The following is a 24,026-nucleotide window of genomic DNA, read 5'->3' as shown; positions in this document are numbered from 1 at the left end:
CGATGAGCGGCGAACAAATAGTGCCGGATACCAGAGGTGTCACGTCCGAGCTTCTTGCCACGGTTGATCTCGGCTCCGCGATCGAGGGCATGGCAGGGCTCCAGCTTCGGATGCGCATGGTGACTATCGAGGCCGGGGGCGTATTCGGCCCGCTACACGACCATAAGGGCAGACCGGGAACCGTATATGTACTCCAGGGAACGATCACCGACCATCGAGACGGGATTGCCACGGACTACGGGCCGGGCGTGGGCTGGCCCGAAGACCAGAACACTGTCCACTGGCTGGAGAACCGCGGGACGGTTCCAGCGGTGGAGATCTCGGTCGACGTTGTCACGCAAGAGCAGGGTTGGCATCCTCTCGGATGACGTCTTCCGTGATGTCAGTTGGGAGTTTGCTCGCCTTCTTCGGCCACGCAAGCCACAAAGATCGATCAGGGAACACGGCTTCGCGAAGTTTGGAAGTCTCTTGCTCGAGCAGTGATGCGAAATCCTTTGGTGCGTGAAGGGCTGCCACTATGAAGTCATCCTTGATACCGAGCTTCTTCGCAAGTGGAGTACCTGAATATCCGGCCATGATGCGAAGCAGGCTATCGCCGAGCGGCACGAATCGGCTTGAATATTGCCGTGGCTGAACAAGTGCAGGGCCCGAAGTCCTACTTCCCATCTATCGAGAAGAAGTACGGCAAGCCCATTACCTATTGGATGACGCAGTTGGACAGTGTCAAAGGCCAAAAGCACATGGAACAAGTCAGCTGGTTGAAGACTGAATTCGGCATTGGACATGGGCACGCCAATGCCTTGGTTGCTGTGTATCGACAAGACAACGAGTAGCGATGTCCACTGCCGAAGTCGATCGTTACATCGCCACCTTTGAACAGCCGCAAAGACTCGCGCTTGAGAGGCTGCGGGCAGTGATCCTGCAGAACCTGCCCGATGCAGAGCAAGGGATCTCGTACGCAATCCCGGCCTTCCGCATCAAAGGCAAGGTCATTGCCGGGATGGCGGGATATAGAAATTTCGTCTCCTACTACCCGCACAGTGGGTCTGTTATTGAGCAAGTGGGGGCTGCGGCCCAAGAGTTCGAGGGAACGCGCGGAGCCCTGCACTTTGCGTTGAACAAGCCGATTCCGAAGCGACTCGTGAAGCAGTTGATACAGGTGAAACTCGCGACGACGTTCAAGCAGGCACCGGATATTTGGGTGGAGCACGGGCTCAGCGCTCCTGCTCGGCGGGCGCTGGCTGGCGCCGGGATCGCCGGCTTGAAGGAGCTGCGCAAGGTCGATCTAGCAGCCATCGCAGAGCTTCACGGCATTGGTCCAAATGCAATGAAAGTCCTATCAGAGCTCAAGCAGGCCAAGTAGCTCATCAATGAGGGGCCAACTCGCGGATTCGTCGCTCAGCGCTGCAAACCCGTAAGGTCTCGGGGTGCAGAGCAGAGAAGATCTTCGTAACGTCGCCATCATCGCCCACGTGGACCACGGCAAAACCACCCTCGTGGACGCCATGTTGTGGCAGTCCGGTGCCTTCCGTGAGAACCAGGATGTCAACGACCGAGTCATGGATTCCATGGACCTTGAGCGCGAAAAGGGCATCACGATCCTTGCGAAGAACACCTCGGTGCACTACACCGGCGACGGAGCTCCTGAGGGAGGCGTCACCTTCAACATCATCGATACCCCAGGCCACGCGGATTTCGGTGGCGAGGTCGAACGCGGGCTCGAAATGGTCGACGGGGTTGTGTTGCTCGTTGACGCATCCGAGGGTCCTCTGCCTCAGACCCGATTCGTGCTGCGCAAGGCCCTTGAGAAGCGGCTGCCAGTCGTCCTTGTCATCAACAAGGTCGACCGCCCTGACTCGCGTATTGCTGACGTTGTCGACGAGACATACGAGCTGTTCCTTGATCTGGATGCCACTGAAGAGCAAATTGACTTTCCCATCATCTACACCAGCGCCAAGGCCGGTCGTGCATCACTGACCCGCACAGAAGATGGCGGCATGCCCGTGGAAGAGAACCTGGAGCCTTTGTTCAAGCAATTGCTGGCGACAGTTCCCGCTCCGCAGTACGACCCTGAGAAGCCGCTGCAGGCGCACGTGACCAACCTCGATGCCTCCCCATACCTCGGCCGCTTGGCCTTGTGCCGCGTCCATCAGGGTTACATCAAGAAGGGCCAGCAGGTCGCTTGGATGAAAACCGATGGCACCACTGAGCGCGCCAAGGTCGTTGAACTGCTGATGACCAAGAACCTCACTCGCGTTCCGGTCGACAGCGCTGGACCAGGCGACATCATCGCGGTGGCGGGCATCCCCGAGATCACCATTGGGGAGACCTTGGCCGACCCAGAAAATCCCGTGGCCCTTCCTGTCATCACTGTTGACGAGCCTTCGATCTCAATGACGATCGGCATCAACACTGCTCCGCTTTCAGGCAGGAGCGGCAAGAAGCTCACCGCCAGCATGGTCAGGCAGCGTCTCGAGCAGGAGCTCGTCGGCAACGTCTCAATCCGCATGGAGACAACAGAGCGGCCCGACACCTGGGAGATCCAGGGTCGAGGCGAACTGCAGTTGGCGATCCTCGTGGAAATGATGCGTCGCGAAGATTTCGAACTGACCGTCGGCAAGCCGCAGGTTGTCACCAGGATCATCGACGGCAAGATCAACGAGCCGATGGAGAAACTCAGCATCGACATTCCTGAGGATTACCTCGGTGTTGTCACGCAGCTGATGGCACTTCGCAAGGGTCGGATGGAACAGATGGTCAACCATGGCACCGGCTGGGTGCGGATGGATTACATCGTTCCGGCGCGTGGGCTCATCGGTTTCCGCACCGAGTTCCTCACGGAAACTCGTGGAACCGGCCTGCTGCACCACATCTTTGATCGCTACGAGCCATGGCACGGTGAGTTGCGTACGCGACCGACCGGCTCACTCGTTGCTGACCGCAGCGGTCCCACCACCGGCTTCGCGCTTGCCAACTTGCAGGAGCGTGGCACGCTGTTCGTTGGCCCGGGCACCGAGGTCTACGAAGGCATGGTCGTTGGCGAGAACTCGCGCTCTGAGGACATGGATGTGAATCCGACCAAGGAGAAGAAGCTGACCAATATGCGTCAGTCCTCAAGCGATGTCCTTGTTCCGCTCATTCCGCACAAGGCACTTTCACTCGAGCAGGCGCTGGAGTTCTGCCGTGAAGATGAGTGTGTCGAGATCACGCCTGCAAACGTGCGCATCCGCAAGGTGCTGCTGACTCAGGCTGATCGCTCAAAGGCTGGTCGGAAGACCAAGCTCTAGTAGCGCGAGTAGTCCACGATGCGCCGGACGTCCCAGACGTGGTGACTTCCATCGTGTGCATTGGCTTTGGCCACATCTGCAATTGTCATGCGTCCACGCGTGGCGTGATTAAGGACAACATGACTGGCAAGGCCTGCTCGCACAGACTCAAGCCAAAGCTCGGCTGCGCTAGAGAGTGACCACAGTGCCCCGCTCAGCGCAACTTCGTCATAGTGGCGTGCTTGCGCAAGCAAGTCTTGGTCATATCCCGCCACCTCGAGGACTCCCGACAGGCGGGCTCCTGCGATTCGCTCGGCCCAGATCCTCAGATTGTCCGTGACATGGCAGACGTAGCCCACAGCTGACCAGCCCAATTCAGGATGGCGCTGTATTCCGTCGAATCCTTCGAGAACCTCGCTGAATCGGCTCGGCAACTCTGCGACAAGACTCATTGCCTCTTCAGATGAGATCGACCAGTCGAAGCCACATTCGAGGCACGGGTCGCCGTAGAGCTCCGGGCCCCACAGTTCAGTTGTCGTCATTCGGCACCCCCAGATGCTCGCTGAAGAAATCGATCTCCAAGCGCAACAAATTCTCTGCCACGATCTCCTGCGGCGTCATATGCGTCACTCCGGTCAGCGGCACCACCGCATGGGGCTTTCCTGCCGCCAACAGCGCGCTTGAAAGTTGCAAGGTGTGCGCAACGTGCACGTTGTCATCGGCAAGTCCATGCAACATCAATAGTGGGCGAGTCAATTGATTGGCGCGCAGCAAGAGTGAGGTTCGGTTATAGGCATCCGGGTTCGTATCTGGATGACCGAGGTACCTCTCGGTGTATGCGGTGTCGTAGAGCGTCCAGTCGGTGACCGGTGCGCCAGCTACTGCTGCCTTGAAGATGTCTGGCCGATCAAGGACAGCGAGCGCTGCGAGGTAGCCGCCGAAGGACCAGCCGCGAATGCCTACGCGATCGGTGTCCAAGTCGGCATGGCCGGTTGCGAGTGCTTGTAGGGCTTGGACCTGATCAGCCAGGGGATAGGTGGCTAAATCATTGAGAACATCGCGTTCCCAGCTTGGTCCGCGGCCAGGGCTGCCGTGGCCATCGGCAACGATCACGGCGAATCCCTGGTCGGCTATCCATTGCTCCGTGGTGAATGCAGCGGCATTGCGCATCACTCGTTGGCCGTGGGGGCCGCCGTACGGCGACATGATCACTGGGAGTTTGCGACTGCCTGGCACATGTCCACGGGGCCACAGGATGCAGGCCTGCAGTTGATCTGCTCCTGCTACTGCGTACTCGAGATGCAACTCGATATTCGGCGACTCCGCATGATTGACGACCTCATGTGTTCGGTGACCATGTGTCACGACGAAGCTCGTTTGCGCCTGGAAGGCATGGGCTGCAGAGACGATTGATGTTGTGTCCTCGAAAGATCCGCCGGACCAGCCTGTCTCATCCGTCAATGCTTCTACCGCGCCAGTTGCGTAGGTGATTCGGTACAAGGCAAGGGACGTGGCTGTGCTTGAAGCGCTGAAGATCGCAGCCTCTGCGTTGTGCGAAACAAGTCCGCGCAACTGCAATCCTGCTGGGGTCAGCAGTTTGCCAGCCTTGCAAAGTCGGTAGGTGTCGGTCTCCTCATCAGCGAGGATCTCCAGAAGTTCATTCGCATCAGTGATGCACGGCACGCCTGGCATCACGTCAATCCATGCGTGATCAGTTCTTGATTGAATCTCAACCAATTCATGGGAGAGGAGGTCGACTCGACAGATGCTGACGGTGCGCTGATCGCGGGTGAGTAGTTCGACGATGGTGCCGTTGCTTCCTGGATTCACCGATGCGAGATACGGATAGGCCTCGAAGTCCCATGTCAGTTGCAATGATTCGCCCGAAGGATTGATGCACCACAACTCGATGGTCGCGTTCGTCGTCCCGGCAGCTGGATAACGCATGGCATGTGGAGCGTTCGTGGGATGCGCCGGATCCGAGATCCACCACTCGAGCACTGCGGCGTCGTCAGCGCGCTCCGTTAGCAAAGTGCCCGGCTGCTCGCTCAGCCACCAGTGTCCCTGGTACCGCGAGAGTTCTTCGGCGGCGATGTAGTCGGCAAGGCCCCAACTTTCGCTGGGAGAAGTTGAAGCTGCCACGCACGTGGCGCCGTCTTCTAACTTCGCAAGATCAACGACATACAGGGAACCCTCGTGGACAAAGGCAACGTAGGTGCCCGCACTGTCAATGCGTGGATCCACCACAGGTCCGGGCGAAGGCAAGGTGGTGAGGTCTCCGGTGTTCAGATCAACGAGATACGGCACGCCTGAAACCGGGAAGACTGCATGGGAGCCGGCAGCATTGACGCTGAATGCAGTGATGCCGCCGGTGACTTCACGCATCCGCTCTCGTCGGGCTCGCTCGGCTTCGGGTAGATCGGCTTCGCTGTCAAAGGGCAGATCAGAGCGAACATCGACAATGCATCGTTCGGTCGATTCTGTGCCGAATTCGACACTCCACAAAGAGCCTGCCGAATCCGAGCCGGATGAGCTTCGGATGAACAGCACTCGAGATTGAGTGATGTGGAAATTTCGCGGTCGTCCCAGTTGAAAGCCGCGAGTCCGTGCTCGTTGGCGCGGATAGGACTCGATTTCGCTATGGGCTTGCCGGGCGGCAGCGTTGTTCGTCACAAGCGTCATGCTGCCGCATGTACCGTCTGCATGTGACTCGCAGACTCCTCCTGGTTCATGCGCATCCTGATGATGAGTGCATTGGCACTGGTGGCAGCATGGCCAAATACGCCGCCGAAGGTGCTCAAGTAACGCTGGTCACCTGCACTCTGGGTGAAGAGGGGGAGGTTCTGCTTCCCGACGTCGCACACTTTGCATCTGATCAAGAGGATCGACTTGGCCAACATCGGCAGCAAGAGTTGGCCGATTCGATGGCTGTTCTCGGCGTCACTGATTGGCGTCTGCTCGGAGGCCCGGGGCGTTTTCGCGATTCGGGCATGGTGGGTACACCTCAAAATGACAACCCGGCAAGCTTCTGGCGTGCGGATCTTCTTGAGGCCGCGCTAGTACTGGTGAAGGTTATCCGTGAGGTGCGGCCACAGGTCGTGGTCACTTACGACGACTTTGGTGGCTATGGCCACCCAGACCACCTGCAAGCCCATCGGGTGACGCATTACGCCGTTGCTCTGGCATCGATCGATGGCTTCCACCCCGAATTGGGTGAGTCATGGCAGATTTCGAAGCTCTACTGGACTGCCATGTCACGTAGCAGGGTGCGAGCCGGCATTATCGCGCTTCGAGCAGCTGGTCACACCGATGGCTTTGCTGAGATGGATCCTGACGATCTACCGCCCTTCGTCACAGAAGACGAACTGATCACGACTGAGATTGATGCCAGCCAGTACGTGAGCCGAAAATTTGAAGCTCTGCGCGCGCACGCCACCCAAATAAGCACTGAGGGCGGCTTCCTTGCTCTCGCGGACACCGCTGGCATTGAAATGTTCGGCAGCGAATACTTCCGGCTGGTCTTTGGTCAATCCGGCCCCCTCATTGATGGCCGTGAACGTGATCTGTTCGCCGGAGTCGATGCGTGATCCGCACGCTTCAGCTTGCTGGGATCTTCCTCGTTGGACTCCTCATCGGCTTGATCGGTGCCTTCGTCCAAGCTGACCGATTCATCGTCTCCGCGCCATGGGGGCTGCTGGTTGTTCCGTGGGGGACGGTCCTTGTCATCCTGGTGCTGGTCATCGTCATTAGGGGCGCAACCTGGTACATCGAAAGTCGTTGGGGAGGCGCGGTGCTGTTTGCAGGCTGGATCGCGGCCACCATCGTGATGTCAGCAGAATCAACTTCTGGCGATCTGGCGTTGTCAGGCGGCGGACGCCAGTGGGTCTACCTGCTCGGCGGGGTCATTCTTGGGGGCGCCGCCGCGGTGTTCCCCGTCATTCACGATCGCGTGGAGCCTGGATTCGAGCCAATCAATGCGTGAGCTCGAACTCGATGCCCTTTCCTTGCGCACCGTCGCCGGTCGTTACGCCACTGGCGTGGCCGTGGTGACAGCGGTGGCCGATGGCGTTGATCATGCGATGACCACGAACTCCTTCGCCTCCCTGTCGCTAGATCCGCTGCTGATCTTGTTCTGCGTTGAGCGGTCATCGCGTTTTCACGAGGCTCTCAAGCTGACCGATTGCTTCGCGGTGTCGGTTCTGCCCGAAGAAGATGATCGGATCGCTCGCTGGTTCTCCTTGCGCGGTCGACCACTTGAGGATCAGTTCGCAGAAGTTCCGCACGTGCGTAGTGAGGCCGGCGTGCCGCTGGTCACAGGCGCCTTGGGCTGGATCGAGTGCTCGATAGATTCGATGATCACCGCGGGAGACCACGACATCGTCGTCGGGGCCGTCCAAAAACTCAGTACTTCCGAGGAAGAATCAGCACCACTGTTGTTCTGGAAAGGCCGCTTTCACGGCTTGCCTGGTTCGTGATCAACAGTCGCTTACGATCGGGTCACTATTCAGTTGAGTCCCGGGGGTTACGTTCGTGAGTGAGCAGAGCCACTGGCAGTGGCCAGTAGGGTCTTCTCGCCAATGGATCCTCGTCGGATTGGGCGCGGGATTCGTTCTTGTTGTGGCTTACATCGGGCTCTTGCTGCTTGCCGGATCCGGCATTCCTCGAGGCACCTTGGTGCTGGGTGTCGAGATCGGTGGCATGTCCTCAGTTGAAGCCACGGCAACTTTGGACAAAGGCTTGGCGAGCAAGCAGTCCACGCCCATCACCGTGCACAGCGCCAAGCGAGACTTCCCGGTTCTGCCGAGTGAGGCCGGATTGACATTCGATACTGCGGCCACCGTGGCTCTGGCCTCGGCCCGAACCTGGAATCCATTCACCTTGGTGACGGGGATATTCGCCACCAGACAGATAGAGCCGGTGGTCGACGTCGATCAGGACAGCCTGAGCGCTCAGGTCGATGCCATTGCCACAGTTATTGATCGAGCGCCAGTCGAGCCGATGATCGACATGAAGGGCCTTTCCGCGATCCAGATTCCAAGTGAAGCCGGTCGAGAAATCGATGGCGCTGCTGCGGCTTTGGCGATCGTGAATGCATTTACTACTGGCGCTACCTCGGCGAACGCTCCGCCGGTGCTTGCTGAACCCACGGTGTCTGATGATGCTCTGGCGGCGGCGCAAGCAGTGGCCCAGCAGGCCGTGAGCGCTCCGGTTCAGGTGCAGGTCGATGGCATCACCGCCCGTCTGGGCCCGCGGGCGATCGCGCGGTCCTTGACCTTCAGCGCCGGAGACGGCCAATTGCAACCGATTCTTGATGGTGGCATTTTGCACAAAGCCATCGCCAAGCAGATCGCGACGACGGAAACTCCGGGACGCGATGCGACATTCGTCATTGAGAACGGTGCGCCTGTCATCGTCCCAAGCAAGGTAGGCAAAGGCGTTTCGAACGATGAACTATCGAACGCCGTTGGCCAAGTCATCGGTAAGAATCCGCCAGATCGCGTTGCCACAGTTACGGTCGGTGTGCGCGAACCGCAGCTCACAACCGAGCAAGCCCAGCAGCTTGGAGTCAAAGAACGGTTGTCGACCTTTACGCAGAATTTCCCTTATGCCGCTTACCGAAAGCAGAACATCGGTGAGGCTGCACGACGCATCAACGGAACTGTCGTGCTGCCAGGTGAGACCTATTCAATGAACGGCACGATCAAGGAGCGCACGGCCGCAAATGGCTACACGGTCGGCTTTGTGATCGGAGAAGGTGGAATCTTTGCCGAAGAACTCGGCGGCGGTGTTTCGACTGCAGTAACAGCAATGTGGACCGCTGCGTTCTACGCTGGCATGGAACCCGTGCAGGTCATTGCTCACTCGATATACATCTCGCGCTACAAGCCCGGCTTGGAAGCCACTGTTGCCTGGGGCATCTTTGACATGAAGTTCAAGAATCCGTATCCGAACGCTGTCTACCTGCAAGCCTCCGCGAATTCGACTTCCATGACAGTTTCGATCTGGGGCACTCCCGAATACAGCGGGATCAAAGCTGAGTCCGGTCCGCGGACAAACATCGTGCCGTTCAAGACGATTTACGATCAGTCATCTACCTGCCTGGGTCAAGGTGGCATGGAGGGCTTTGACATTGATGTCGATCGTGTCTTCTACAAGGACGGAGTCGAAGCTAAGCGCCAAACGATTCACACGAAGTACAAGCCTTCGCCCGAGGTGATTTGTGGCAAGGAGAAGAAGCCAAAGCCTGAAAGCAGCTTCAAACCAAGCCCTTCTCCAAGCGCTTCCGGCACCAAGAAGCCCACCAAGAGCCCGTCTCCAACACCGTCCTCAGGAGACGGAGCGCCGCAATTCCGGGAGATACGTCACGTTCTGGCCTGATCAGCCAGTAGTCGGTCAGAACCGCTCTTGCGGTTGTGTAAGTTTGGCTGCGATCACCCCGTTGAAACTGGAGGCTTAGGTGACTTACGTCATTGCATTGCCATGTGTCGATCTCAAAGACCGGGCATGTATTGAGGAATGTCCGGTTGACTGCATTTACGAAGGCGATCGGATGCTCTACATCCAGCCTGATGAGTGCGTTGATTGCGGTGCCTGCGAGCCAGTATGCCCAGTGGAGGCCATCTACTACGAGGATGATGTTCCCGAAGAGTGGACTGCGTACACCGCAGCGAATGCTGATTTCTTTGTTGAACTCGGATCTCCTGGCGGTGCTGCAAAGTTGGGCCCACAGACCTTCGATGTTGCCATCGTCAAGGCCCTGCCTCCACAGGAGCACGACGAATAGACATGGGAAGGGCCCATCAGCTTCCGGATTTCCCTTGGGATCTTCTGGCCCCCTATTCGCAACAGGCTTCAACCCACCCGCTGGGGATCGTTGATCTGTCAGTTGGCACCCCCGTTGATCCAACGCCAGCGATCATTCAGCAGGCGTTGATCGATGCCGCAAATGCTCCCGGTTACCCCACGACTCTGGGCACCATCGAGTTGCGCACCTCATGTGCGAATTGGGTGAAGCGCATTCTGGACTCAAGCGTTGACCCGCAGTCGATCCTGCCGACGATTGGCTCCAAGGAGGCGGTCGCCTGGCTGCCGACTCTGCTTGGCCTTGGTCCTGACGATCACATCGTCATCCCACGAGTCGCCTACCCCACCTATGCCGTCGGGGCTGCGCTGTGCGGGGCTCGCGTCACAGCTACCGATGAGCCTGAGTCAATATCTGATGCCTCGCTCATCTGGCTCAATACGCCGGGCAACCCGACTGGACACGTCCTGACGGCCGATCGCATGCGCTCGATCGTCGAGCACTCCCGCAGCATCGGATCGGTCGTTGCAAGTGATGAGTGCTATTACGAACTGGCCTGGGACGCCGCACCTACTTCAGTGCTGCACCCATCAGTCTCAGGAGCGAGTCACGATGGAGTGCTGGCCCTGCACTCGTTATCGAAACGCTCCAATTTCGCTGGTTATCGCTTTGGATTCATCACCGGGGATCCCGAGTTGGTCAAGCAGTTGCTTGAGGTGCGCAAGCACGGCGGACTCATGGTTCCCACGCCCGTCCAGCACGCGGCGGCAGTCGCTTATGCCGACGATGCCCATGTAGCCGTTCAGCATGAGCGTTATCGAAAGCGACGCGAGTTGCTCAAGTTCGCGCTGCACGAGGCCGGATTCACTGTCGATGACAGTGCTGCTGGCCTCTACCTCTGGGCAACGCGGGCTGAGCCCTGCTGGCAGACCGTTGCTTGGTTTGCCGAGCGCGGAGTGCTCGTCACACCAGGTGATTTCTATGGTGCAGCAGGTGCTCACCATGTGAGAATTGCCTTGACGGCCACCGACGAGGCAATTGCCCAAGTTCCAGAGCGGTTGGCGTTGTGACTCTCCCCCTTCACACCGGGTTAGCGCAGCACGAGCAGCACTCTGTAGTGTCGGTTCGCCGAGAAGGAGAAGACGTGTCTGAATACGCAGTGAAGCACCCAGGTGGCGAGCTTGACCTCCCAGAGGTGCCGTCAACGGTGGGTGAACCTGGTTTGAACATCGCACCCTTCATGAAGACCACAGGACATGTGACTTTCGATATCGGGTTCCTCAACACCGCAGCCTGTTCGTCTGCCATCACCTTCATTGATGGTGACGCCGGCATCCTGCGCTACCGCGGCTATCCGATCGAGCAGCTCGCAGAACAGTCCACATTCCTTGAGGCGGCCTATCTCCTCATCTATGGCGAACTGCCGACCAGCGCAGAGCTTGCCGAATTCGAAGCTGAGATCAACAAGCACCTCGTGGTTCCTGAAGGACTCAAGGCTCTGTACGCCGGCTTCCCGCGTGATGCGCATCCGATGTCGATCCTCTCGGCTGCGGTCTCGGCACTGTCGACTTACTATCAGGATGAACTCGATCCCTTCGAGAAGGATCAGGTCGAAATCTCAACCTTCCGACTGCTTGGCGCATTGCCAACCATTGCGGCCTACGCCTACAAGCACTCCCTCGGCGAGAAGTTCGTTGACCCGGATCCTTCACTTGGCTACGTCGCAAACTTCCTCACGATGACCTTCGGTACCGCCGGTGAGGACTACACGCTCAACCCCGCTGTGGTCAGCGCCGTTGACACCCTGCTGTTATTGCACGCCGATCATGAGCAGAACTGCTCAACCTCCACCGTGCGCATGGTGGGTTCGGCAAACGCCAATGTCTACGCATCTGTTTCCGCTGGGATAAATGCGCTCTTTGGACCTCTGCACGGTGGCGCCAACCAGGCCGTGATGGAAATGCTGCAGGAGATCAAGGATTCCGGCGGCGATGTTGCGGAGTTCGTGCGCAAGGTCAAGAACCGTGAAGATGGCGTCAAGCTCATGGGCTTTGGTCACCGCGTCTACAAGAGTTATGACCCCCGCGCTGCCATCGTCAAGGGCCACGTCGACAGCGTGCTTGCCGCGCTTGGTGTACATGACCCACTGCTCGAGATCGCTCGCCAACTCGAAGAGACCGCACTGGCAGACGACTTCTTTGTATCACGCAAGCTCTATCCAAACGTCGACTTCTACACCGGCATTCTGTACAAGGCGATGGGCTTCCCAACAGACATGTTCACAGTGATGTTCGCACTTGGTCGTCTTCCAGGCTGGGTCGCGCAGTGGCGCGAAATGATCGAGGATTCTGACACCAAGATCGGCCGTCCGCGTCAGGTGTACATCGGTTCCGATGTGCGCGACTACACGCCGATGGCAGCCCGCTGACTTCAGTTATTGCAAGGATTGAATTGCGAGAGGGCCGTCCATTGGACGGTCTTTTCTGCTTATAGATCTTGAATGCTGAGAGTGTCTAGTCGTTGGCGTGCAGTTCCGAGTTGAGACCGCCCCACGAACCTGTGCGCGAAACCACTTCGATCGCGCCGGACTGCGAGTTGCGTCGAAAGAGCAAGTTATCGGCGCCGGAGACCTCGCGAGCCTTGGCTACCGAGCCATCGGGCATGGTGACCTTCGAGCCGGCTGTGACATACAAGCCTGCTTCGACTATCGAGTTGTCGCCCAGGCTCAAGCCCACTCCAGCATTTGCCCCAATCAAACTGCCGGCACCGATGGTGACGACCTCCTTGCCGCCGCCAGAGAGAGTGCCCATGATCGATGCGCCACCGCCGACGTCCGAGCCTTCTCCAACGACAACGCCTGCTGATACGCGGCCCTCGATCATTGAGGTGCCAAGGGTTCCGGCATTGAAGTTGATGAAGCCCTCATGCATCACCGTTGTGCCCGAGCCGACATATGCACCAAGTCGTACGCGATCGGCATCAGCGATACGGACTCCAGTTGGAACGACGTAGTCGACCATACGTGGGAACTTGTCGACTCCATACACAGTGACGTGAAGGCCCTTGGTGCGCGCACGAAGTCGGGTCTCATTGAGTCGATCAACGGGCACCGGCCCAAGCGAGGTCCAGGCCACATTGTTCAGGAGTCCGAAAATGCCATCGAGATTGATGGTGCGCGGACGCACGAGCCGGTGCGAAAGCAGATGCAGGCGCAAGAAGACGTCGGCTGTGTCAACGGGCGGCGATGCGAGATCTGCAATGGTCGTCAAAATCGTCTGCACGTGCACGCCGCGTATCGCATCATCGTTGATTGCACTGGCAAGCCCACTGACATCCGTCGGGCTCAGGGTCAATGCCGGCTCTGGATACCAGACATCAAGGACCTCGTCCCCGATCACCGTGGCAAGGCCAATGGCCGACGCCGGACCAGTCACAGCGGGCAGATCAACAGTTGAGGAGGACATGGCGACTACCGTATCCATGTGTCCGCCTTGGATTTGTCAACAGATGTCGTCGCACTCGCCGCTGCGATTATCGACGTGCCTTCAGAGTCGCATGACGAGGCGAAACTCGCAGATCTTGTTGAAACGGCATTGGCTGAATGCGCGCATCTGACTCTTGTTCGATTGGGCAACACCATCGTCGCGCGCACCGAGTTGGGCCGCGCAGATCGAGTGTTGATAGGCGGTCACCTCGACACGGTGCCCAGCGCTGGCAACATGCAGCACCATTTCGATGGCGATCGTCTCTATGGCCTGGGAGCGTGTGACATGAAGGGCGGTCTGGCCATTGCCCTGTCCCTGGCAGCCAATGTCTGTGAGCCGGTGCGCGATGTCACGTATGTGTTCTACGAATGTGAAGAGGTGGCTTCTGAGTTCAATGGCCTTCAGAAAGTCGTCGATTCCGAACCGGCGCTGCTCGATGCCTCCCTTGTGATCCTGATGGAACCTTCGAATGCGGGCATTGAAGCTGGCTGTCAGGGCACTCTTCGAGCTGAGATTCGCTTGAGTGGGGTGCGTTCGCACAGTGCGCGGTCGTGGATGGGCGTCAATGCCGTGCACGCGGCTGGTGAAGTCCTCGCGCGGCTGCAGGGCTACCAGGCTCGTGAGCCAGTTGTCGATGGCCTGAGCTATCACGAGGGGCTCAATGCCGTTGGCATCAAGGGTGGCATCGCGGGCAACGTCATACCGGACGAGTGTGTGGTGACCGTCAACTATCGCTTTGCGCCGGATCGATCGCTGGCGCAGGCCAAAAGCCACGTTGAGTCAGTGTTCGACGGCTTTGATGTGCAATTTGTCGATGAAGCCGATGCGGCTCGTCCGGGTCTTGACCGGCCTGCCGCCGCAGCATTCGTTGAAGCCATTGGAGTGATTCCGCAACCCAAGTTTGGTTGGACGGATGTGGCGCGTTTCACCGCACTCGGAACCCCGGCCCTGAATTTTGGACCGGGGGATCCGAGCATCGCTCATCAGGTCGATGAGTGGGTGTCGGTTGAGCAGGTGCGCAATTGCCATGCCCGCTTATTGAAGTGGCTTGAACCCACAGCGAGCTAGGTCTTGCTGCCGCATTACTGCTTGACAGCCTCGACATCGAGGGTGAGCTTGACCTTCTCGCCTACCAGGACCCCGCCAGCCTCAAGGGCGACATTCCAGACGAGTCCGAAGTCCTTGCGAGTGATCTCGGTTTCGCCATCGAAGCCGATACGAGTGCCGCCCCATGGGTCTTGGCTGACGCCGATGAGCTGGAATTCAACATCGACGCTCTTGGTGATTGCACCGATCGTGAGATCTCCGGTGACGACGTAGCTGTCGCCGCCCTTGACGTTGACGCCGGTCGACTTGAACGAAAGAGTCGGGTTGACCTCGACGTTGAGGAAGTCGGCACTCTTGAGGTGGGCATCGCGATCAGCGTTCTGAGTCGTCAGGCTTGCGGTCTGCACGAGCAGATCCGCACTGGAGTTCTCTGGTACTTCGCCGTCAAGGGTGAAAGAGCCGGTGAATTCGGTGAAGTTGCCGCGAACCTTGGCCACCATCGCGTGGCGAGCTGAGAATCCGATTGTCGTATGTGCGGGGTCAATGGCCCAAGTTCCGGTGGTCGCGCTGAGATCTGTCATGACTTGCCTTCCATAGTTGAGGGATGATTAGTTGAATGTTCAAGCAGTTAGTTGAATATACAACTAAAATAGGCAAGGTGCAAATTGGTCTACCCCTAGGCTTGGCCGATGCCCGCCGTATGCGTCTATTGCGCCTCCAACCCGCAAATTCCGGGTCGATATGTCGAGTTGGCAGCGCATGTCGGGCAGGAAATCGCGAGCCGTCAGTGGAGTTTGGTGTCTGGCGGCGGCTCCGAATCGATGATGGGCGCGGTAGCGCGGGCGACCCGGCTCGGCGGCGGTCGCACGATCGGCGTCATCCCACAGGCACTTATTGAGTACGAAGTGGCCGATCATGACTCCGATGAGTTGATCGTGACCTCCACTATGCGTGAGCGCAAGGCGATCATGGACGACCGAGCAGATGCCTTTCTGGCCCTCCCAGGCGGGATTGGCACCCTTGAGGAGTTGATGGAGGTCTGGACTTCTCGGCATCTCCGCATGCACACCAAACCTGTTGTCGTGCTCGACCCCTGGGGCGACTTTGATCTACTCCGTGCCCAGGTCGAGCACTGGCAGAAACTTGGCTTCGTGAAGGAGCATGCAGTGGCCGAGTTGCTCTGGACGACGTCGGTTCATGAAGCCTGCGACGCCATTCAGCATTCCTGGACCTCTACTGCCTCGGTCCCGCACTCCGGCTAAGGCGCCGGTTGTGATTCAGGCAAGTCCGCGGCGTGCAATGCGTGGACGTTGAACGCCGGCGATTGTCCGTTCCATATCCAGGGTTTGGCGCGTTGCCGGCACATCGTGAACGCGATACATCCGCGCTCCAAGCAGTGACGAGATCGCCGTAGTTGCAAGGGTGCCGATCAAGCGATCATGTGGATCAGTCAAACCGAGTGCCTCGCCGACAAAGTCCTTGCGGGATAAGGAGACCAGCACTGGCCAACCTGTGTCGACCATCTCTGAGAGCCGGCGTGTTGCCTCCAGCGAATGCGCGGTGTTCTTGCCGAAGTCATGACCCGGATCGATCAGAATGCGATCGGGTCGCACTCCTAAAGCGACTGCGCGTTCGGCAAGTCCGCAGGTGTAATCAACGATCGTGGCCATGACATCGGTGTACTGGACGCGATGTGGTCGGGATCGCGGTTGTTGACCGCCCGCGTGGGTGCACACAAGACCGACGTCGAATTCGGCAGCGACTTCGGCGAGTGCCGGATCAACGCCGCCCCATGCATCGTTCAGCAAGTCGGCACCTTCCTTGCATACGGCACGACCGACTTCGGCTCGCCAGGTGTCGACGCTGATCACGATGTCTGGAAATGCAGCTCGGACTTCTCTAACGAATCTTGCGGTTCTCTGGATCTCTTCGGTCGTGTCGACTTCCTCGCCCGGTCCCGCCTTGACTCCGCCGATGTCGATGACTTCAGCCCCAGCTTCAACCGCAGTTGTGACGGCCGCCATTGCGTCGTCGTCGGAAAAAGTAGAGCCACCCTTGAAGAAGGAATCCTTGGTGCGATTGACGATCGCCATGATTGCGCGATCTTGAATGTCGAAGTGCTGCGAACCCAGAATGAGCGGGCCAGGAGGCGGCATGAGACCAGCCTGACATCCAAGACTCCGGTACGTGCCAAGGGGTGTCCAACTCGTGGTGAGATAGGCAAGTGACCGTCGTGTTCATCGCCATCGCAGTGATCGTCGGGATCGCGCTTGTCCTGGTTGGTCGCCAAGGCGGTCTTCCTGAAGCAGTTGTTGATCTGCGACCAGAGGGCGATCCGGCAGACCCGCGATTTGATGTCGTCTTGCGCGGTTATCGAATGGATGAAGTGGACGCCAAACTCGAAGAGCTCCGAGCTGAGAACGAGCGCTTGCGCAACGACCAGACTCGCTTTGAGTGATGGTGGGCACCACCGTCGACGTCGTTCAAGGCGATGGCGGCTTCGTTCGCGGAACTGGAGTGATGGAAGTCGTCGCGCTTTCAGATGGTCGCTCCCGATTTCTCTGGAGCGAGGATTTGGACCTGCCGATGGGAGTCGTGGGCAAACTTGGATGGCCTGTTGTCCGCCCGGCATTTGTCGCCGGTGTGAACCACTCGCTGAGCGAACTTGGCTCTCTCATTGAGCAGGGAATTCTGCCAAAGGTCCCAAAAACCTGACCGGTGGTGCGCGAGCCCGGGCCAAGCGGAATAATGGGTCCCCAGACGAAAGGGGACGCGATGGCCGCGATGAAGCCACGAACGGGCGATGGCCCGCTCGAGGTCACCAAGGAGGGGCGTGGCTATGTCATGCGCGTACCACTTGAGGGCGGTGGTCGGCTCGTAGTCGAGCTCAACGCCGAAGAAGCCAAGAATCTCGGTAACAGTCTGCTTGCAGTCTTTGCCTGATCTCACATAAGAAAAGGGCTGAGGATTTTCCTCAGCCCTTTTGCTTTGTCCAAAGCCGTTACTCGGCGACTTTGATCGCGATCAGCAGGCCAGAGCCGACAGTCAGCAAAGCTGGAATCCAGTTGTCGTCATCACGCAGCGCATGGGCCACATCACGCAGCGCCACAGCTTCAGGATTGCGGCTGGATGAATCGCCAATGCTTCCTTCAGTGAGCATGCTGTCGAAGGCAACCAAGCCACCTTCGCGTAGGAGTCGCGTGGCGAGGATGAGCGCGGCTGGGTACTCAGTGCGGTCGCCATCGATGAATACGAGGTCGTAGGCACCCTCAGTGAGGCGGGGGAGCACATCCAGCGCTCGACCAGTGATGAGTCGGGCCCGGATGTGGTCGTAGCCGAGGTTGTTCAAGGTTTCGCGCGCCAAGCGCTGAAACTCGGCCTCGTTGTCGATGGATGTGAGTACGCCTTCGGCCGACATGCCAGACAGCAGCGCAGCCCCTGAGACTCCAGCTCCGGTGCCAACCTCGACGACGTTCTCAGCATTGATGGCCTTGGCCAAGACACGCAGGGTATGCGCTGTCGATGGGGCAACTGGGGTGCATCCCAGCTCCCCAGCCTTGTCGCGAGCAGCACGAATCGGCTCGGATTCGTCGAGCCACTCATCGGCGTAGTTCCATGATGCCTTCGAGGGCAGGGGGGACGATGTGATGGCGCACCTCCACAGGTGTGAGAATTGAGCGCAGCCTAACGGGTCTACGCTCCAAGCTGCCTGACCAACCACCTAGCGAGGAGTCTGCATCCATGTCGACCGAGTCTGGCCCCCAACCGGTTGCAGAGTTCGTTCCAGAGCCACCAACCTTCGTGCCGATCGTCGCCAAGCGCGGTCTTGGCGTCGGTGGCACGGTTGCTGTGGCAGCCGTTACGGCGGCAATTGTGGGCTTGGGCGCAGGAGTCGGGGGGTACTTCATCGGAACGCAAGCAGATGACAGTTCCACCGCATCGACTTCAATCGCGCTGCCCCAGGCGCCTGCTGATCTTTCGCCACCGGCGGCCGGCTCAATCGCTGAAGTGGTCGCATCGGTGCTGCCATCAGTCGTCTCGATCGTGGTGGAGGGTGAGACCCAATCAGGCAGCGGCTCTGGATTCGTCCTTCGCTCGGATGGCTACATACTCACGAACAACCACGTTGTCGGACTGCTCGGCAATGGAGGCAAGTTGAGTGTTGTCTTCAATGACGGCACCAAGGCAGCTGGCGAAGTGATCGGCACGAACCCCGCGTATGACCTCGCCGTGGTCAAAGTCAGCCGCAAGGATCTGCCCTCAGTCACTCTCGGAAATTCTGATGCCGTGCACGTAGGCGATTCAGTCATTGCCATTGGAGCTCCGCTTGGGCTTGCCGGTACCGTCACAGCGGGAATCGTCAGCGCCATCAATCGACCCGTGACCACTGGTGGTGATGGCGAAGCCTCCTTCATCAACGCTATCCAGACTGACGCGGCCATCAACCCTGGCAACTCAGGTGGCCCGCTGTTGAACGCCACCGGACAGGTCACCGGCATCAACTCCGCGATCGCGACGATGGCATCGTCCGGTGAGAGCGGAAGCATCGGCCTGGGCTTCGCAATCCCGGTGAACTCAGCCAAGCGCATTGCCGAAGAGATCATCGCCACTGGAGATTCGCGCACCCCAGTCATTGGCGTATCACTTGCGATCAACTTTGACGGAGATGGCGCCAAGCTCAGCAAGGTCACCGATTCCAGTGCTGCGGCTGCATCCGGACTCGAAGTGGGCGATGTCATCACTGAAATCAATGGCCGCGCAATTCATAATGCGACCGAACTCGTTGTGGCCATTCGTGACAACGATCCCGGCGAGAAGATCACCGTGACCTACGAGCGCGACGGAACTCCTAGCACGGCCACGGTCACCTTGGGCTCAGCCTCCGGCAAGGGCTGAGCGGGCGTAGGCTGACAACGTGTTCGACATTGGGCTGGGCGAGATCTTTGCGTTGGGAGTCCTAGGCCTGCTCATCTTCGGCCCTGATCGATTGCCCAAGGCGGCAGCCGACGGAGCCAAGTTCCTGAAGCAGATTCGCACGATGGCCACCAGTGCCAAGCAGGATCTCGCCGATTCAGCGGGGCTGGATCTCAACGAGGCGGTCGATACCGTGAAGGGCCTGGCTGATCTGCATCCGAAGCGATTGGCGAGCAGCCTGATGCGGGACGAACCGGTGGCCAAAGCCCCACCGACACCATCGCCGTCTCGCCCGACTTTTGATCCAGACGCCACCTAGCCGCTGGTTGGTCAAGTACTAACGCTTTGCTGGGGTGATCCCCAGTGACATCCCGGCCAAGCCCCGTGGGCGCATCCCCAGTCGTTCCGCGATCGCACGCAACGCGATGGATGCGGGTGCATCCGGATGGCTGAGCACCAAAGGTCGACCGTCATCGCCGCCTTCACGCAAGGCGACGTCAAACGGAATCTGACCGAGCATTGGAACATCAGTTCCGAGCACCTTTGAAATCTGCTGGGCGACGAGCTCCCCGCCACCCGTGCCAAAGAGATCAATCGGCTCACCGCAATGCGGGCACGGGAAGCTGCTCATGTTCTCGATGACACCAGCCACCTTTTGATGTGTCTGCTCGGCGAGAGTTCCGGCACGCACCGCAACATCGGCAGCTGCCATCTGCGGAGTGGTGACGATGACCAGTTCGGCCCCAGGCAGCAACTGTGCTGTGGAGATCGCAATGTCTCCTGTGCCTGGTGGGAGGTCGAGCAGCAGCACGTCCAGGTCGCCCCACCACACATCGGCAAGGAACTGCTCAAGTGCGCGATGCAGCATTGGTCCTCTGAACGCAACAGGCTGCGTCACACCACCTGGCTTGAAGGCGAGCATCGAAATCACGCGAACGCCATAGCCCGTGGGCGGCATGATCATGCCCTCGACCATCGTTGGCGCATCCAGAGCGTCGAGCATGCGCGGAATCGAGTGGCCGTAGACATCGGCATCAACGAGACCAACGGAAAGTCCCATGTCGACCATCGCCGCAGCGAGGTTCGCAGTGACTGAGGATTTGCCGACTCCGCCCTTACCTGATGCGATCGCATACACGCGAGTGGTGGAACCAGGCCTGTTGAAGATGATCTCGCGAGCATCGGCTCCGCGAAGAAGGGTCTTCAATCCGGCGCGCTGCTCATCGCTCATGACATCGAGTTCGACGGTGACACTTGTGACTCCGGAAACGGCGGAAACCGCAGCAGTCACGCGCTCAGTGATGGTGTCCTTCATTGGGCAACCTGAGACCGTGAGGAAGATCCCGACATTTACTGCGCCATTGGCGTCAGCGTCCACAGATTTGACCATTCCGAGCTCGGTGACGGGACGGTGAATCTCCGGATCCTGCACGGTGGCAAGGGCAGCGTGAATCGCCTCAAGATTTGGTTGCATGGACCTGATGCTAAGCCGGTCGACTAGCGGTCGCGCTTGCGGTCCCGTGGCTTAGGGCGCTCTTCAAGGTCCATGGTGTCGATGTGGTCACGCAAATCGGCCACCATGTCTCGCAGCTCACCTCTGATGTAGTCACGAGTGGCCACCTCGCCCAGCGCCAGGCGCAGAGCGGCAATCTCGCGGGCCAGGTAGTCGCTATCGGCCAGGAGCCGCTCAGTGCGCTGCCGGTCTTCCTGGTATTGCACTCGATCGCGGTCAGATTGGCGATTTTGGGCCAACAGGATCAAGGGGGCGGCGTAGGAGGCCTGCAGGGAGAGCAGCAGGGTCAAGAAGATGAATGGGAACGGATCAACGTGCCAGTCCGGAGGGCCAATGGTGTTGATCAGCACCCACCCGCTGATCGCCAGCGACATCCAGGCGATAAAGCCCCAGGAGCCGATTGCCCGGGCAACCCTTTCTGAGACGCGCCCGAAGCGCTCGGGGTCATAGGTGCCGCGGCGGGAGAGGCCACGTTCCATTGGCTGGTCGATGCCAGGCGCGCGACGCGAGGGGCGGCTAACCATGATCGTCCCCATCGTTCTCGCGCCAATCCTCAGGAAGCATGTGGTCGATGACGTCATCAACGGTGACGGCACCAAGCAGATGGCCGTTCTGATCAACCACTGGCAATGCAACCAGGTTGTACGCGGCGAAGGTTCGGGTGACCTGACTCAATGGAGCTTCCGGAAGTACCGGCACGAGGTCAGAGTCGACTAGCGAAGAGACCAGAGTTGCTGGTGGCTCGCGCAACAAGCGCTGGAAGTGGCAAGTGCCCAGATAGCGCCCGGTTGGCGTCTCAGTTGGACTGCGCGTGACATACACCTGTGAGGCAAGTGCCGGCGAGACATCAGGATTGCGAATCTGTGCAAGAGCGTCAGCCACAGTGGCATCTGGCGAAAGCACAACCGGCTCAGTTGTCATCATTCCGCCTGCGCTGAGCTCGTCGTAGGAAAGCAGGCGGCGAATGTCTTCGGCTTCCTCGGGTTCCATCCGCTCTAGCAGAGCTGCTGCGCGCTCTGGTGGTAGTTCTGAGAGCAGGTCTGCGGCGTCGTCGGGATCCATATCCTCAAGGACGTCTGCTGCGCGCTCGACGTCAAGCAACTGCACTAACTCGACTCGGTCGTCTTCGGGCAGTTCTTCGAGCACATCGGCAAGACGGTCATCGTCGAGATGACGCGCAATCTCAAGGCGACGCTTGGTTGGCAATTCGTGCAGCAATGCTGCAATATCGGCTGCCCGCAGTGAATCGATGCTGGCGACCATTGCGGTCGCATCTTGATCGGCTGACGGTAGCGAGAGCCCGCCTACCTCCTTCCAATCGACCACTTTTCGCTCACCCCGGCGACGAAAGCCGCTGGAACCGCGCTGGATGAACAGTTGGGTGACCAGCCAATCGTGCATGCGATCCAGTTCGACTCCGACGTCGACGATGGAAACACGCTCACCCGTGGAAATGAGATCGACCGTTCGGTCAAGGAGCTCGGCGGTGAGCAGAGTTTCATTTGGCCGCTTGGCGAATCGGCGCAGGTTGACGACCCCAGTCACGATGATCTGGTTGGCATCGATGGATGTCACCTTGGACATCGGCACGAAGATTCGCCGTCTGGCTTGAACTTCGACCACTATTCCGGTGAATCGTGGGGCAGTGCTTCGCAGCACGATGATGCTGTCGCGGACTCTGCCGAGCTGCTCACCATTTGGATCGAAGACGCGCACCCCCGCTAGGCGGGCGAGGAATACCCGCGTTGCGCTTGTCGTCACCCCGACAGGTTACCGTCGAAATTGAGGATGCCTGCTCAGGCGCGAAGTGTCAGGACGCCTGCTTCAGGCGCTCTGGCGAGCAATTCGTGCCCAGACAAGGGTTCGCGGTGCGCTGATGTTCCAGCCCCAAGATTCGGCAAGTGCATCGACCATCAACAGACCTCGGCCAGCAACCTGCAGTTCTGTTCGTCCAGCACGACGAGGCATCGCAAGTTCGACCCTGCCGCGCTGATGAACGCTGAGGCTCGCCCATCCGAGTGAACAACTGGCCTGCAAAGTCACAGGTCCCTCGCCATGTCGGATCGCATTTGAGCAAAGTTCATTGGCAATGATCACGAGCGATTCAGGATCGACGTGCTCTGAGATGCACCAGACTTCCAGCGCCGCGCGAGCCGGCTGCAGCGCTGCTGGCTCGTGGTCGAGTTCGTGCATGAAGCGCATATTCGGCAGGGTAGCGGCGGGGCGACACAATATGGCCATGGCCCGCGTACTCGCATTTGCGAATCAGAAGGGCGGAGTCGGCAAGACCACTTCTGTCGTGACAGTCGCCGCCGCGATGGCCGAAATGGGCTTGCGCGTGCTCGTTGTGGATCTTGATGCGCAAGCCTGTGCGACCTTCAGTCTTGGCATAGACCCTGAGGATCTCGAACTCGATATGCGGGCGGTGTTGGTGAATCGCACTGAAGCCAAGCAAGCAGTCATCCGAACTCAAGAGGGCGTGGATCTACTGCCCGCAACGATTGGCTTGGCCGATGCCGATGCAGCGATGGCTTCGACGAAGGGTCGCGAACTTGCGGTAAGTCGGGCGCTTGAGCCATTGCAGTCGCAATACGACTGGATGCTGCTGGACTGTGCACCATCACTTGGAATTGTGACGATCGGGGCATTGATTGCTGCGCAAGCTGTCGCGATTCCACTTCAGTGCGAAACACTTTCGCATCGCGGCGTCGGCCAATTGCTGCAGACCATCGAAGAGGTGCGGCGCTTCGTCAATCCGAAGTTGGCAATCGCCGGCATCATCCCTACGCAATTTGACGGAAGAACCTTGCATGCGCGGGCCGTTCTCAGCGATCTGCCGGAGCGCTACAAGGTCACGGTGCTTCCAGCCATTCACCGGTCAATCAGATTCGCAGAGGCACCAGCGGTCGGACGTACCGTGCTTTCGACCGCGCCAAACAGTGTCGGGGCACGCGACTATCGAGCACTGGCGCAGGTACTGGTGGATCAACGGGTCTGAG

The 24,026-nt window shown here is 59.1% G+C and carries 30 protein-coding genes; 19 read left to right on the top strand and 11 right to left on the bottom strand.

The annotated features are described in order from the left end of the window. The first annotated feature begins 2 nt into the window (after nucleotides 1-2). The gene (locus Q7L55_07015) at nucleotides 3-368 is read left to right on the top strand and encodes a cupin domain-containing protein (protein ID MDO8732306.1); all 366 of its coding nucleotides are present in this window, start codon (nucleotides 3-5) and stop codon (nucleotides 366-368) included. Here the strand turns inward: Q7L55_07015 and Q7L55_07010 are convergent. After that, nucleotides 334-606 (bottom strand): hypothetical protein, encoded by a 273-nt coding sequence (locus tag Q7L55_07010; protein MDO8732305.1) that lies wholly within the window; start codon nucleotides 604-606, stop codon nucleotides 334-336. The genes Q7L55_07015 and Q7L55_07010 overlap by 35 nt on opposite strands. A gap of 14 nt (nucleotides 607-620) precedes the next feature. On the opposite strand from Q7L55_07010, the gene Q7L55_07005 reads away from it, so the two are divergent. The 3 genes from Q7L55_07005 (at nucleotide 621) to typA (ending at nucleotide 3,287) form a co-directional block, all read left to right on the top strand. Beyond that, nucleotides 621-833 carry a DUF4287 domain-containing protein gene (locus Q7L55_07005; protein ID MDO8732304.1) on the top strand — a complete coding sequence of 71 codons (213 nt, stop codon included), beginning with the start codon at nucleotides 621-623 and terminating at the stop codon, nucleotides 831-833. A 2-nt stretch (nucleotides 834-835) separates the two neighbouring features. Continuing rightward, nucleotides 836-1,363 (top strand): DUF1801 domain-containing protein, encoded by a 528-nt coding sequence (locus Q7L55_07000; protein ID MDO8732303.1) that lies wholly within the window; start codon nucleotides 836-838, stop codon nucleotides 1,361-1,363. A gap of 64 nt (nucleotides 1,364-1,427) precedes the next feature. Next, nucleotides 1,428-3,287: a translational GTPase TypA gene (gene typA, locus Q7L55_06995; GenBank protein ID MDO8732302.1), complete on the top strand. Its 1,860-nt coding sequence runs from the start codon at nucleotides 1,428-1,430 to the stop codon at nucleotides 3,285-3,287. Here typA and Q7L55_06990 read toward each other — a convergent pair. After that, nucleotides 3,284-3,808 carry a hypothetical protein gene (locus Q7L55_06990; protein MDO8732301.1) on the bottom strand — a complete coding sequence of 175 codons (525 nt, stop codon included), beginning with the start codon at nucleotides 3,806-3,808 and terminating at the stop codon, nucleotides 3,284-3,286. The two genes, typA and Q7L55_06990, sit on opposite strands and share 4 nt — an antisense overlap. After that, on the bottom strand, nucleotides 3,795-5,948 hold the full coding sequence (locus Q7L55_06985; GenBank protein MDO8732300.1) for a prolyl oligopeptidase family serine peptidase: 2,154 nt from the start codon (nucleotides 5,946-5,948) through the stop codon (nucleotides 3,795-3,797). Before Q7L55_06985 ends, Q7L55_06990 begins: the two co-directional genes overlap by 14 nt. Before the next feature lie 17 nt (nucleotides 5,949-5,965). On the opposite strand from Q7L55_06985, the gene mshB reads away from it, so the two are divergent. The 7 genes from mshB (at nucleotide 5,966) to Q7L55_06950 (ending at nucleotide 12,496) form a co-directional block, all read left to right on the top strand. After that, a complete protein-coding gene (mshB, locus tag Q7L55_06980; protein MDO8732299.1) occupies nucleotides 5,966-6,853 on the top strand; it encodes an N-acetyl-1-D-myo-inositol-2-amino-2-deoxy-alpha-D-glucopyranoside deacetylase in 888 nt (295 codons plus the stop codon). Continuing rightward, nucleotides 6,850-7,248: a DUF6113 family protein gene (locus Q7L55_06975; GenBank protein MDO8732298.1), complete on the top strand. Its 399-nt coding sequence runs from the start codon at nucleotides 6,850-6,852 to the stop codon at nucleotides 7,246-7,248. Before mshB ends, Q7L55_06975 begins: the two co-directional genes overlap by 4 nt. Continuing rightward, on the top strand, nucleotides 7,241-7,741 hold the full coding sequence (locus tag Q7L55_06970) for a flavin reductase family protein (GenBank protein ID MDO8732297.1): 501 nt from the start codon (nucleotides 7,241-7,243) through the stop codon (nucleotides 7,739-7,741). The genes Q7L55_06975 and Q7L55_06970 overlap by 8 nt, the downstream gene beginning before the upstream one ends. Nucleotides 7,742-7,796: 55 nt before the next feature. After that, nucleotides 7,797-9,644 (top strand): VanW family protein, encoded by a 1,848-nt coding sequence (locus Q7L55_06965; protein MDO8732296.1) that lies wholly within the window; start codon nucleotides 7,797-7,799, stop codon nucleotides 9,642-9,644. Nucleotides 9,645-9,723: 79 nt separating this feature from the next. Beyond that, entirely contained in the window at nucleotides 9,724-10,050 is a 327-nt protein-coding gene (locus Q7L55_06960) for a ferredoxin family protein (protein MDO8732295.1), read from the top strand. A gap of 2 nt (nucleotides 10,051-10,052) precedes the next feature. Next, complete coding sequence (gene dapC / locus Q7L55_06955) at nucleotides 10,053-11,138, top strand: succinyldiaminopimelate transaminase (GenBank protein MDO8732294.1); 1,086 nt, start codon at nucleotides 10,053-10,055, stop codon at nucleotides 11,136-11,138. A gap of 74 nt (nucleotides 11,139-11,212) precedes the next feature. Then, nucleotides 11,213-12,496: a citrate synthase gene (locus Q7L55_06950; GenBank protein ID MDO8732293.1), complete on the top strand. Its 1,284-nt coding sequence runs from the start codon at nucleotides 11,213-11,215 to the stop codon at nucleotides 12,494-12,496. 85 nt (nucleotides 12,497-12,581) lie between these two features. Here Q7L55_06950 and dapD read toward each other — a convergent pair whose 3' ends face one another. After that, the gene (gene dapD / locus Q7L55_06945; GenBank protein MDO8732292.1) at nucleotides 12,582-13,532 is read right to left on the bottom strand and encodes a 2,3,4,5-tetrahydropyridine-2,6-dicarboxylate N-succinyltransferase; all 951 of its coding nucleotides are present in this window, start codon (nucleotides 13,530-13,532) and stop codon (nucleotides 12,582-12,584) included. A gap of 18 nt (nucleotides 13,533-13,550) precedes the next feature. Between dapD and dapE the strand changes: the two genes are divergently transcribed. Then, nucleotides 13,551-14,621, top strand: coding sequence for a succinyl-diaminopimelate desuccinylase (gene dapE, locus Q7L55_06940; GenBank protein MDO8732291.1), 1,071 nt, complete (start codon nucleotides 13,551-13,553; stop codon nucleotides 14,619-14,621). Nucleotides 14,622-14,635: 14 nt separating this feature from the next. On the opposite strand, the gene Q7L55_06935 is transcribed toward dapE, so the two are convergent. Then, entirely contained in the window at nucleotides 14,636-15,181 is a 546-nt protein-coding gene (locus tag Q7L55_06935) for a YceI family protein (GenBank protein ID MDO8732290.1), read from the bottom strand. A 108-nt stretch (nucleotides 15,182-15,289) separates the two neighbouring features. On the opposite strand from Q7L55_06935, the gene Q7L55_06930 reads away from it, so the two are divergent. Continuing rightward, nucleotides 15,290-15,862 carry a TIGR00730 family Rossman fold protein gene (locus Q7L55_06930; protein ID MDO8732289.1) on the top strand — a complete coding sequence of 191 codons (573 nt, stop codon included), beginning with the start codon at nucleotides 15,290-15,292 and terminating at the stop codon, nucleotides 15,860-15,862. Between the two features lie 15 nt (nucleotides 15,863-15,877). Here Q7L55_06930 and folP read toward each other — a convergent pair whose 3' ends face one another. Beyond that, nucleotides 15,878-16,756 (bottom strand): dihydropteroate synthase, encoded by an 879-nt coding sequence (folP, locus tag Q7L55_06925; GenBank protein ID MDO8732288.1) that lies wholly within the window; start codon nucleotides 16,754-16,756, stop codon nucleotides 15,878-15,880. A 68-nt stretch (nucleotides 16,757-16,824) separates the two neighbouring features. Here folP and Q7L55_06920 point away from each other — a divergent pair, with 68 nt between their 5' ends. From Q7L55_06920 to Q7L55_06910, 3 genes are read left to right on the top strand one after another with little or no spacing between them, the layout of a single operon-like run. Further along, entirely contained in the window at nucleotides 16,825-17,058 is a 234-nt protein-coding gene (locus Q7L55_06920) for a DivIVA domain-containing protein (protein ID MDO8732287.1), read from the top strand. Then, nucleotides 17,055-17,315 (top strand): hypothetical protein, encoded by a 261-nt coding sequence (locus tag Q7L55_06915; GenBank protein ID MDO8732286.1) that lies wholly within the window; start codon nucleotides 17,055-17,057, stop codon nucleotides 17,313-17,315. The genes Q7L55_06920 and Q7L55_06915 overlap by 4 nt, the downstream gene beginning before the upstream one ends. Nucleotides 17,316-17,375: 60 nt before the next feature. After that, a complete protein-coding gene (locus Q7L55_06910; protein ID MDO8732285.1) occupies nucleotides 17,376-17,543 on the top strand; it encodes a DUF3117 domain-containing protein in 168 nt (55 codons plus the stop codon). A 58-nt stretch (nucleotides 17,544-17,601) separates the two neighbouring features. On the opposite strand, the gene Q7L55_06905 is transcribed toward Q7L55_06910, so the two are convergent. After that, nucleotides 17,602-18,249: an O-methyltransferase gene (locus Q7L55_06905; GenBank protein ID MDO8732284.1), complete on the bottom strand. Its 648-nt coding sequence runs from the start codon at nucleotides 18,247-18,249 to the stop codon at nucleotides 17,602-17,604. Nucleotides 18,250-18,341: 92 nt separating this feature from the next. Here Q7L55_06905 and Q7L55_06900 point away from each other — a divergent pair, with 92 nt between their 5' ends. Together Q7L55_06900 and Q7L55_06895 are read left to right on the top strand one after the other, a co-directional pair. Then, a complete protein-coding gene (locus Q7L55_06900) occupies nucleotides 18,342-19,496 on the top strand; it encodes a trypsin-like peptidase domain-containing protein (GenBank protein MDO8732283.1) in 1,155 nt (384 codons plus the stop codon). Between the two features lie 19 nt (nucleotides 19,497-19,515). Continuing rightward, nucleotides 19,516-19,833 (top strand): twin-arginine translocase TatA/TatE family subunit, encoded by a 318-nt coding sequence (locus Q7L55_06895; protein MDO8732282.1) that lies wholly within the window; start codon nucleotides 19,516-19,518, stop codon nucleotides 19,831-19,833. 18 nt (nucleotides 19,834-19,851) lie between these two features. Here the strand turns inward: Q7L55_06895 and Q7L55_06890 are convergent, their stop codons facing one another. The 4 genes from Q7L55_06890 to Q7L55_06875 all read right to left on the bottom strand — a co-directional run bounded on the left by Q7L55_06890 (nucleotide 19,852) and on the right by Q7L55_06875 (nucleotide 23,229). After that, nucleotides 19,852-20,988, bottom strand: coding sequence for a P-loop NTPase (locus tag Q7L55_06890; protein MDO8732281.1), 1,137 nt, complete (start codon nucleotides 20,986-20,988; stop codon nucleotides 19,852-19,854). Nucleotides 20,989-21,011: 23 nt separating this feature from the next. Further along, nucleotides 21,012-21,506, bottom strand: coding sequence for a DUF1003 domain-containing protein (locus Q7L55_06885; GenBank protein ID MDO8732280.1), 495 nt, complete (start codon nucleotides 21,504-21,506; stop codon nucleotides 21,012-21,014). A gap of 37 nt (nucleotides 21,507-21,543) precedes the next feature. Beyond that, nucleotides 21,544-22,788 carry a CBS domain-containing protein gene (locus tag Q7L55_06880; GenBank protein ID MDO8732279.1) on the bottom strand — a complete coding sequence of 415 codons (1,245 nt, stop codon included), beginning with the start codon at nucleotides 22,786-22,788 and terminating at the stop codon, nucleotides 21,544-21,546. A gap of 63 nt (nucleotides 22,789-22,851) precedes the next feature. Next, a complete protein-coding gene (locus Q7L55_06875) occupies nucleotides 22,852-23,229 on the bottom strand; it encodes an ATP-binding protein (protein ID MDO8732278.1) in 378 nt (125 codons plus the stop codon). Between the two features lie 37 nt (nucleotides 23,230-23,266). On the opposite strand from Q7L55_06875, the gene Q7L55_06870 reads away from it, so the two are divergent. Continuing rightward, the gene (locus Q7L55_06870) at nucleotides 23,267-24,025 is read left to right on the top strand and encodes an AAA family ATPase (GenBank protein MDO8732277.1); all 759 of its coding nucleotides are present in this window, start codon (nucleotides 23,267-23,269) and stop codon (nucleotides 24,023-24,025) included. Nucleotide 24,026: the final 1 nt, after the last annotated feature.

Source organism: Actinomycetota bacterium, assembly GCA_030650795.1.
Lineage (GTDB): Bacteria > Actinomycetota > Actinomycetes > S36-B12 > S36-B12 > UBA11398.
Note: the sequence above shows the minus strand (reverse complement) of the source record. Positions and strands in the feature narration are given on the sequence as shown.

Excerpts from the sequence above, each read along its gene's own strand:
- Q7L55_07015 (MDO8732306.1), top strand. The coding sequence starts at position 3 with ATGAGCGGCGAACAAATAGTGCCGGATACCAGAGGTGTCACGTCCGAG.
- Q7L55_07000 (MDO8732303.1), top strand. The coding sequence starts at position 836 with ATGTCCACTGCCGAAGTCGATCGTTACATCGCCACCTTTGAACAGCCG.
- Q7L55_06990 (MDO8732301.1), bottom strand. The coding sequence starts at position 3,808 with ATGACGACAACTGAACTGTGGGGCCCGGAGCTCTACGGCGACCCGTGC.
- Q7L55_06985 (MDO8732300.1), bottom strand. The coding sequence starts at position 5,948 with ATGACGCTTGTGACGAACAACGCTGCCGCCCGGCAAGCCCATAGCGAA.
- Q7L55_06970 (MDO8732297.1), top strand. The coding sequence starts at position 7,241 with ATGCGTGAGCTCGAACTCGATGCCCTTTCCTTGCGCACCGTCGCCGGT.
- dapC (MDO8732294.1), top strand. The coding sequence starts at position 10,053 with ATGGGAAGGGCCCATCAGCTTCCGGATTTCCCTTGGGATCTTCTGGCC.
- dapD (MDO8732292.1), bottom strand. The coding sequence starts at position 13,532 with ATGTCCTCCTCAACTGTTGATCTGCCCGCTGTGACTGGTCCGGCGTCG.
- Q7L55_06935 (MDO8732290.1), bottom strand. The coding sequence starts at position 15,181 with ATGACAGATCTCAGCGCGACCACCGGAACTTGGGCCATTGACCCCGCA.
- Q7L55_06930 (MDO8732289.1), top strand. The coding sequence starts at position 15,290 with ATGCCCGCCGTATGCGTCTATTGCGCCTCCAACCCGCAAATTCCGGGT.
- folP (MDO8732288.1), bottom strand. The coding sequence starts at position 16,756 with ATGCCGCCTCCTGGCCCGCTCATTCTGGGTTCGCAGCACTTCGACATT.
- Q7L55_06910 (MDO8732285.1), top strand. The coding sequence starts at position 17,376 with ATGGCCGCGATGAAGCCACGAACGGGCGATGGCCCGCTCGAGGTCACC.
- Q7L55_06900 (MDO8732283.1), top strand. The coding sequence starts at position 18,342 with ATGTCGACCGAGTCTGGCCCCCAACCGGTTGCAGAGTTCGTTCCAGAG.
- Q7L55_06890 (MDO8732281.1), bottom strand. The coding sequence starts at position 20,988 with ATGCAACCAAATCTTGAGGCGATTCACGCTGCCCTTGCCACCGTGCAG.
- Q7L55_06885 (MDO8732280.1), bottom strand. The coding sequence starts at position 21,506 with ATGGAACGTGGCCTCTCCCGCCGCGGCACCTATGACCCCGAGCGCTTC.
- Q7L55_06875 (MDO8732278.1), bottom strand. The coding sequence starts at position 23,229 with ATGCGCTTCATGCACGAACTCGACCACGAGCCAGCAGCGCTGCAGCCG.
- Q7L55_06870 (MDO8732277.1), top strand. The coding sequence starts at position 23,267 with ATGGCCCGCGTACTCGCATTTGCGAATCAGAAGGGCGGAGTCGGCAAG.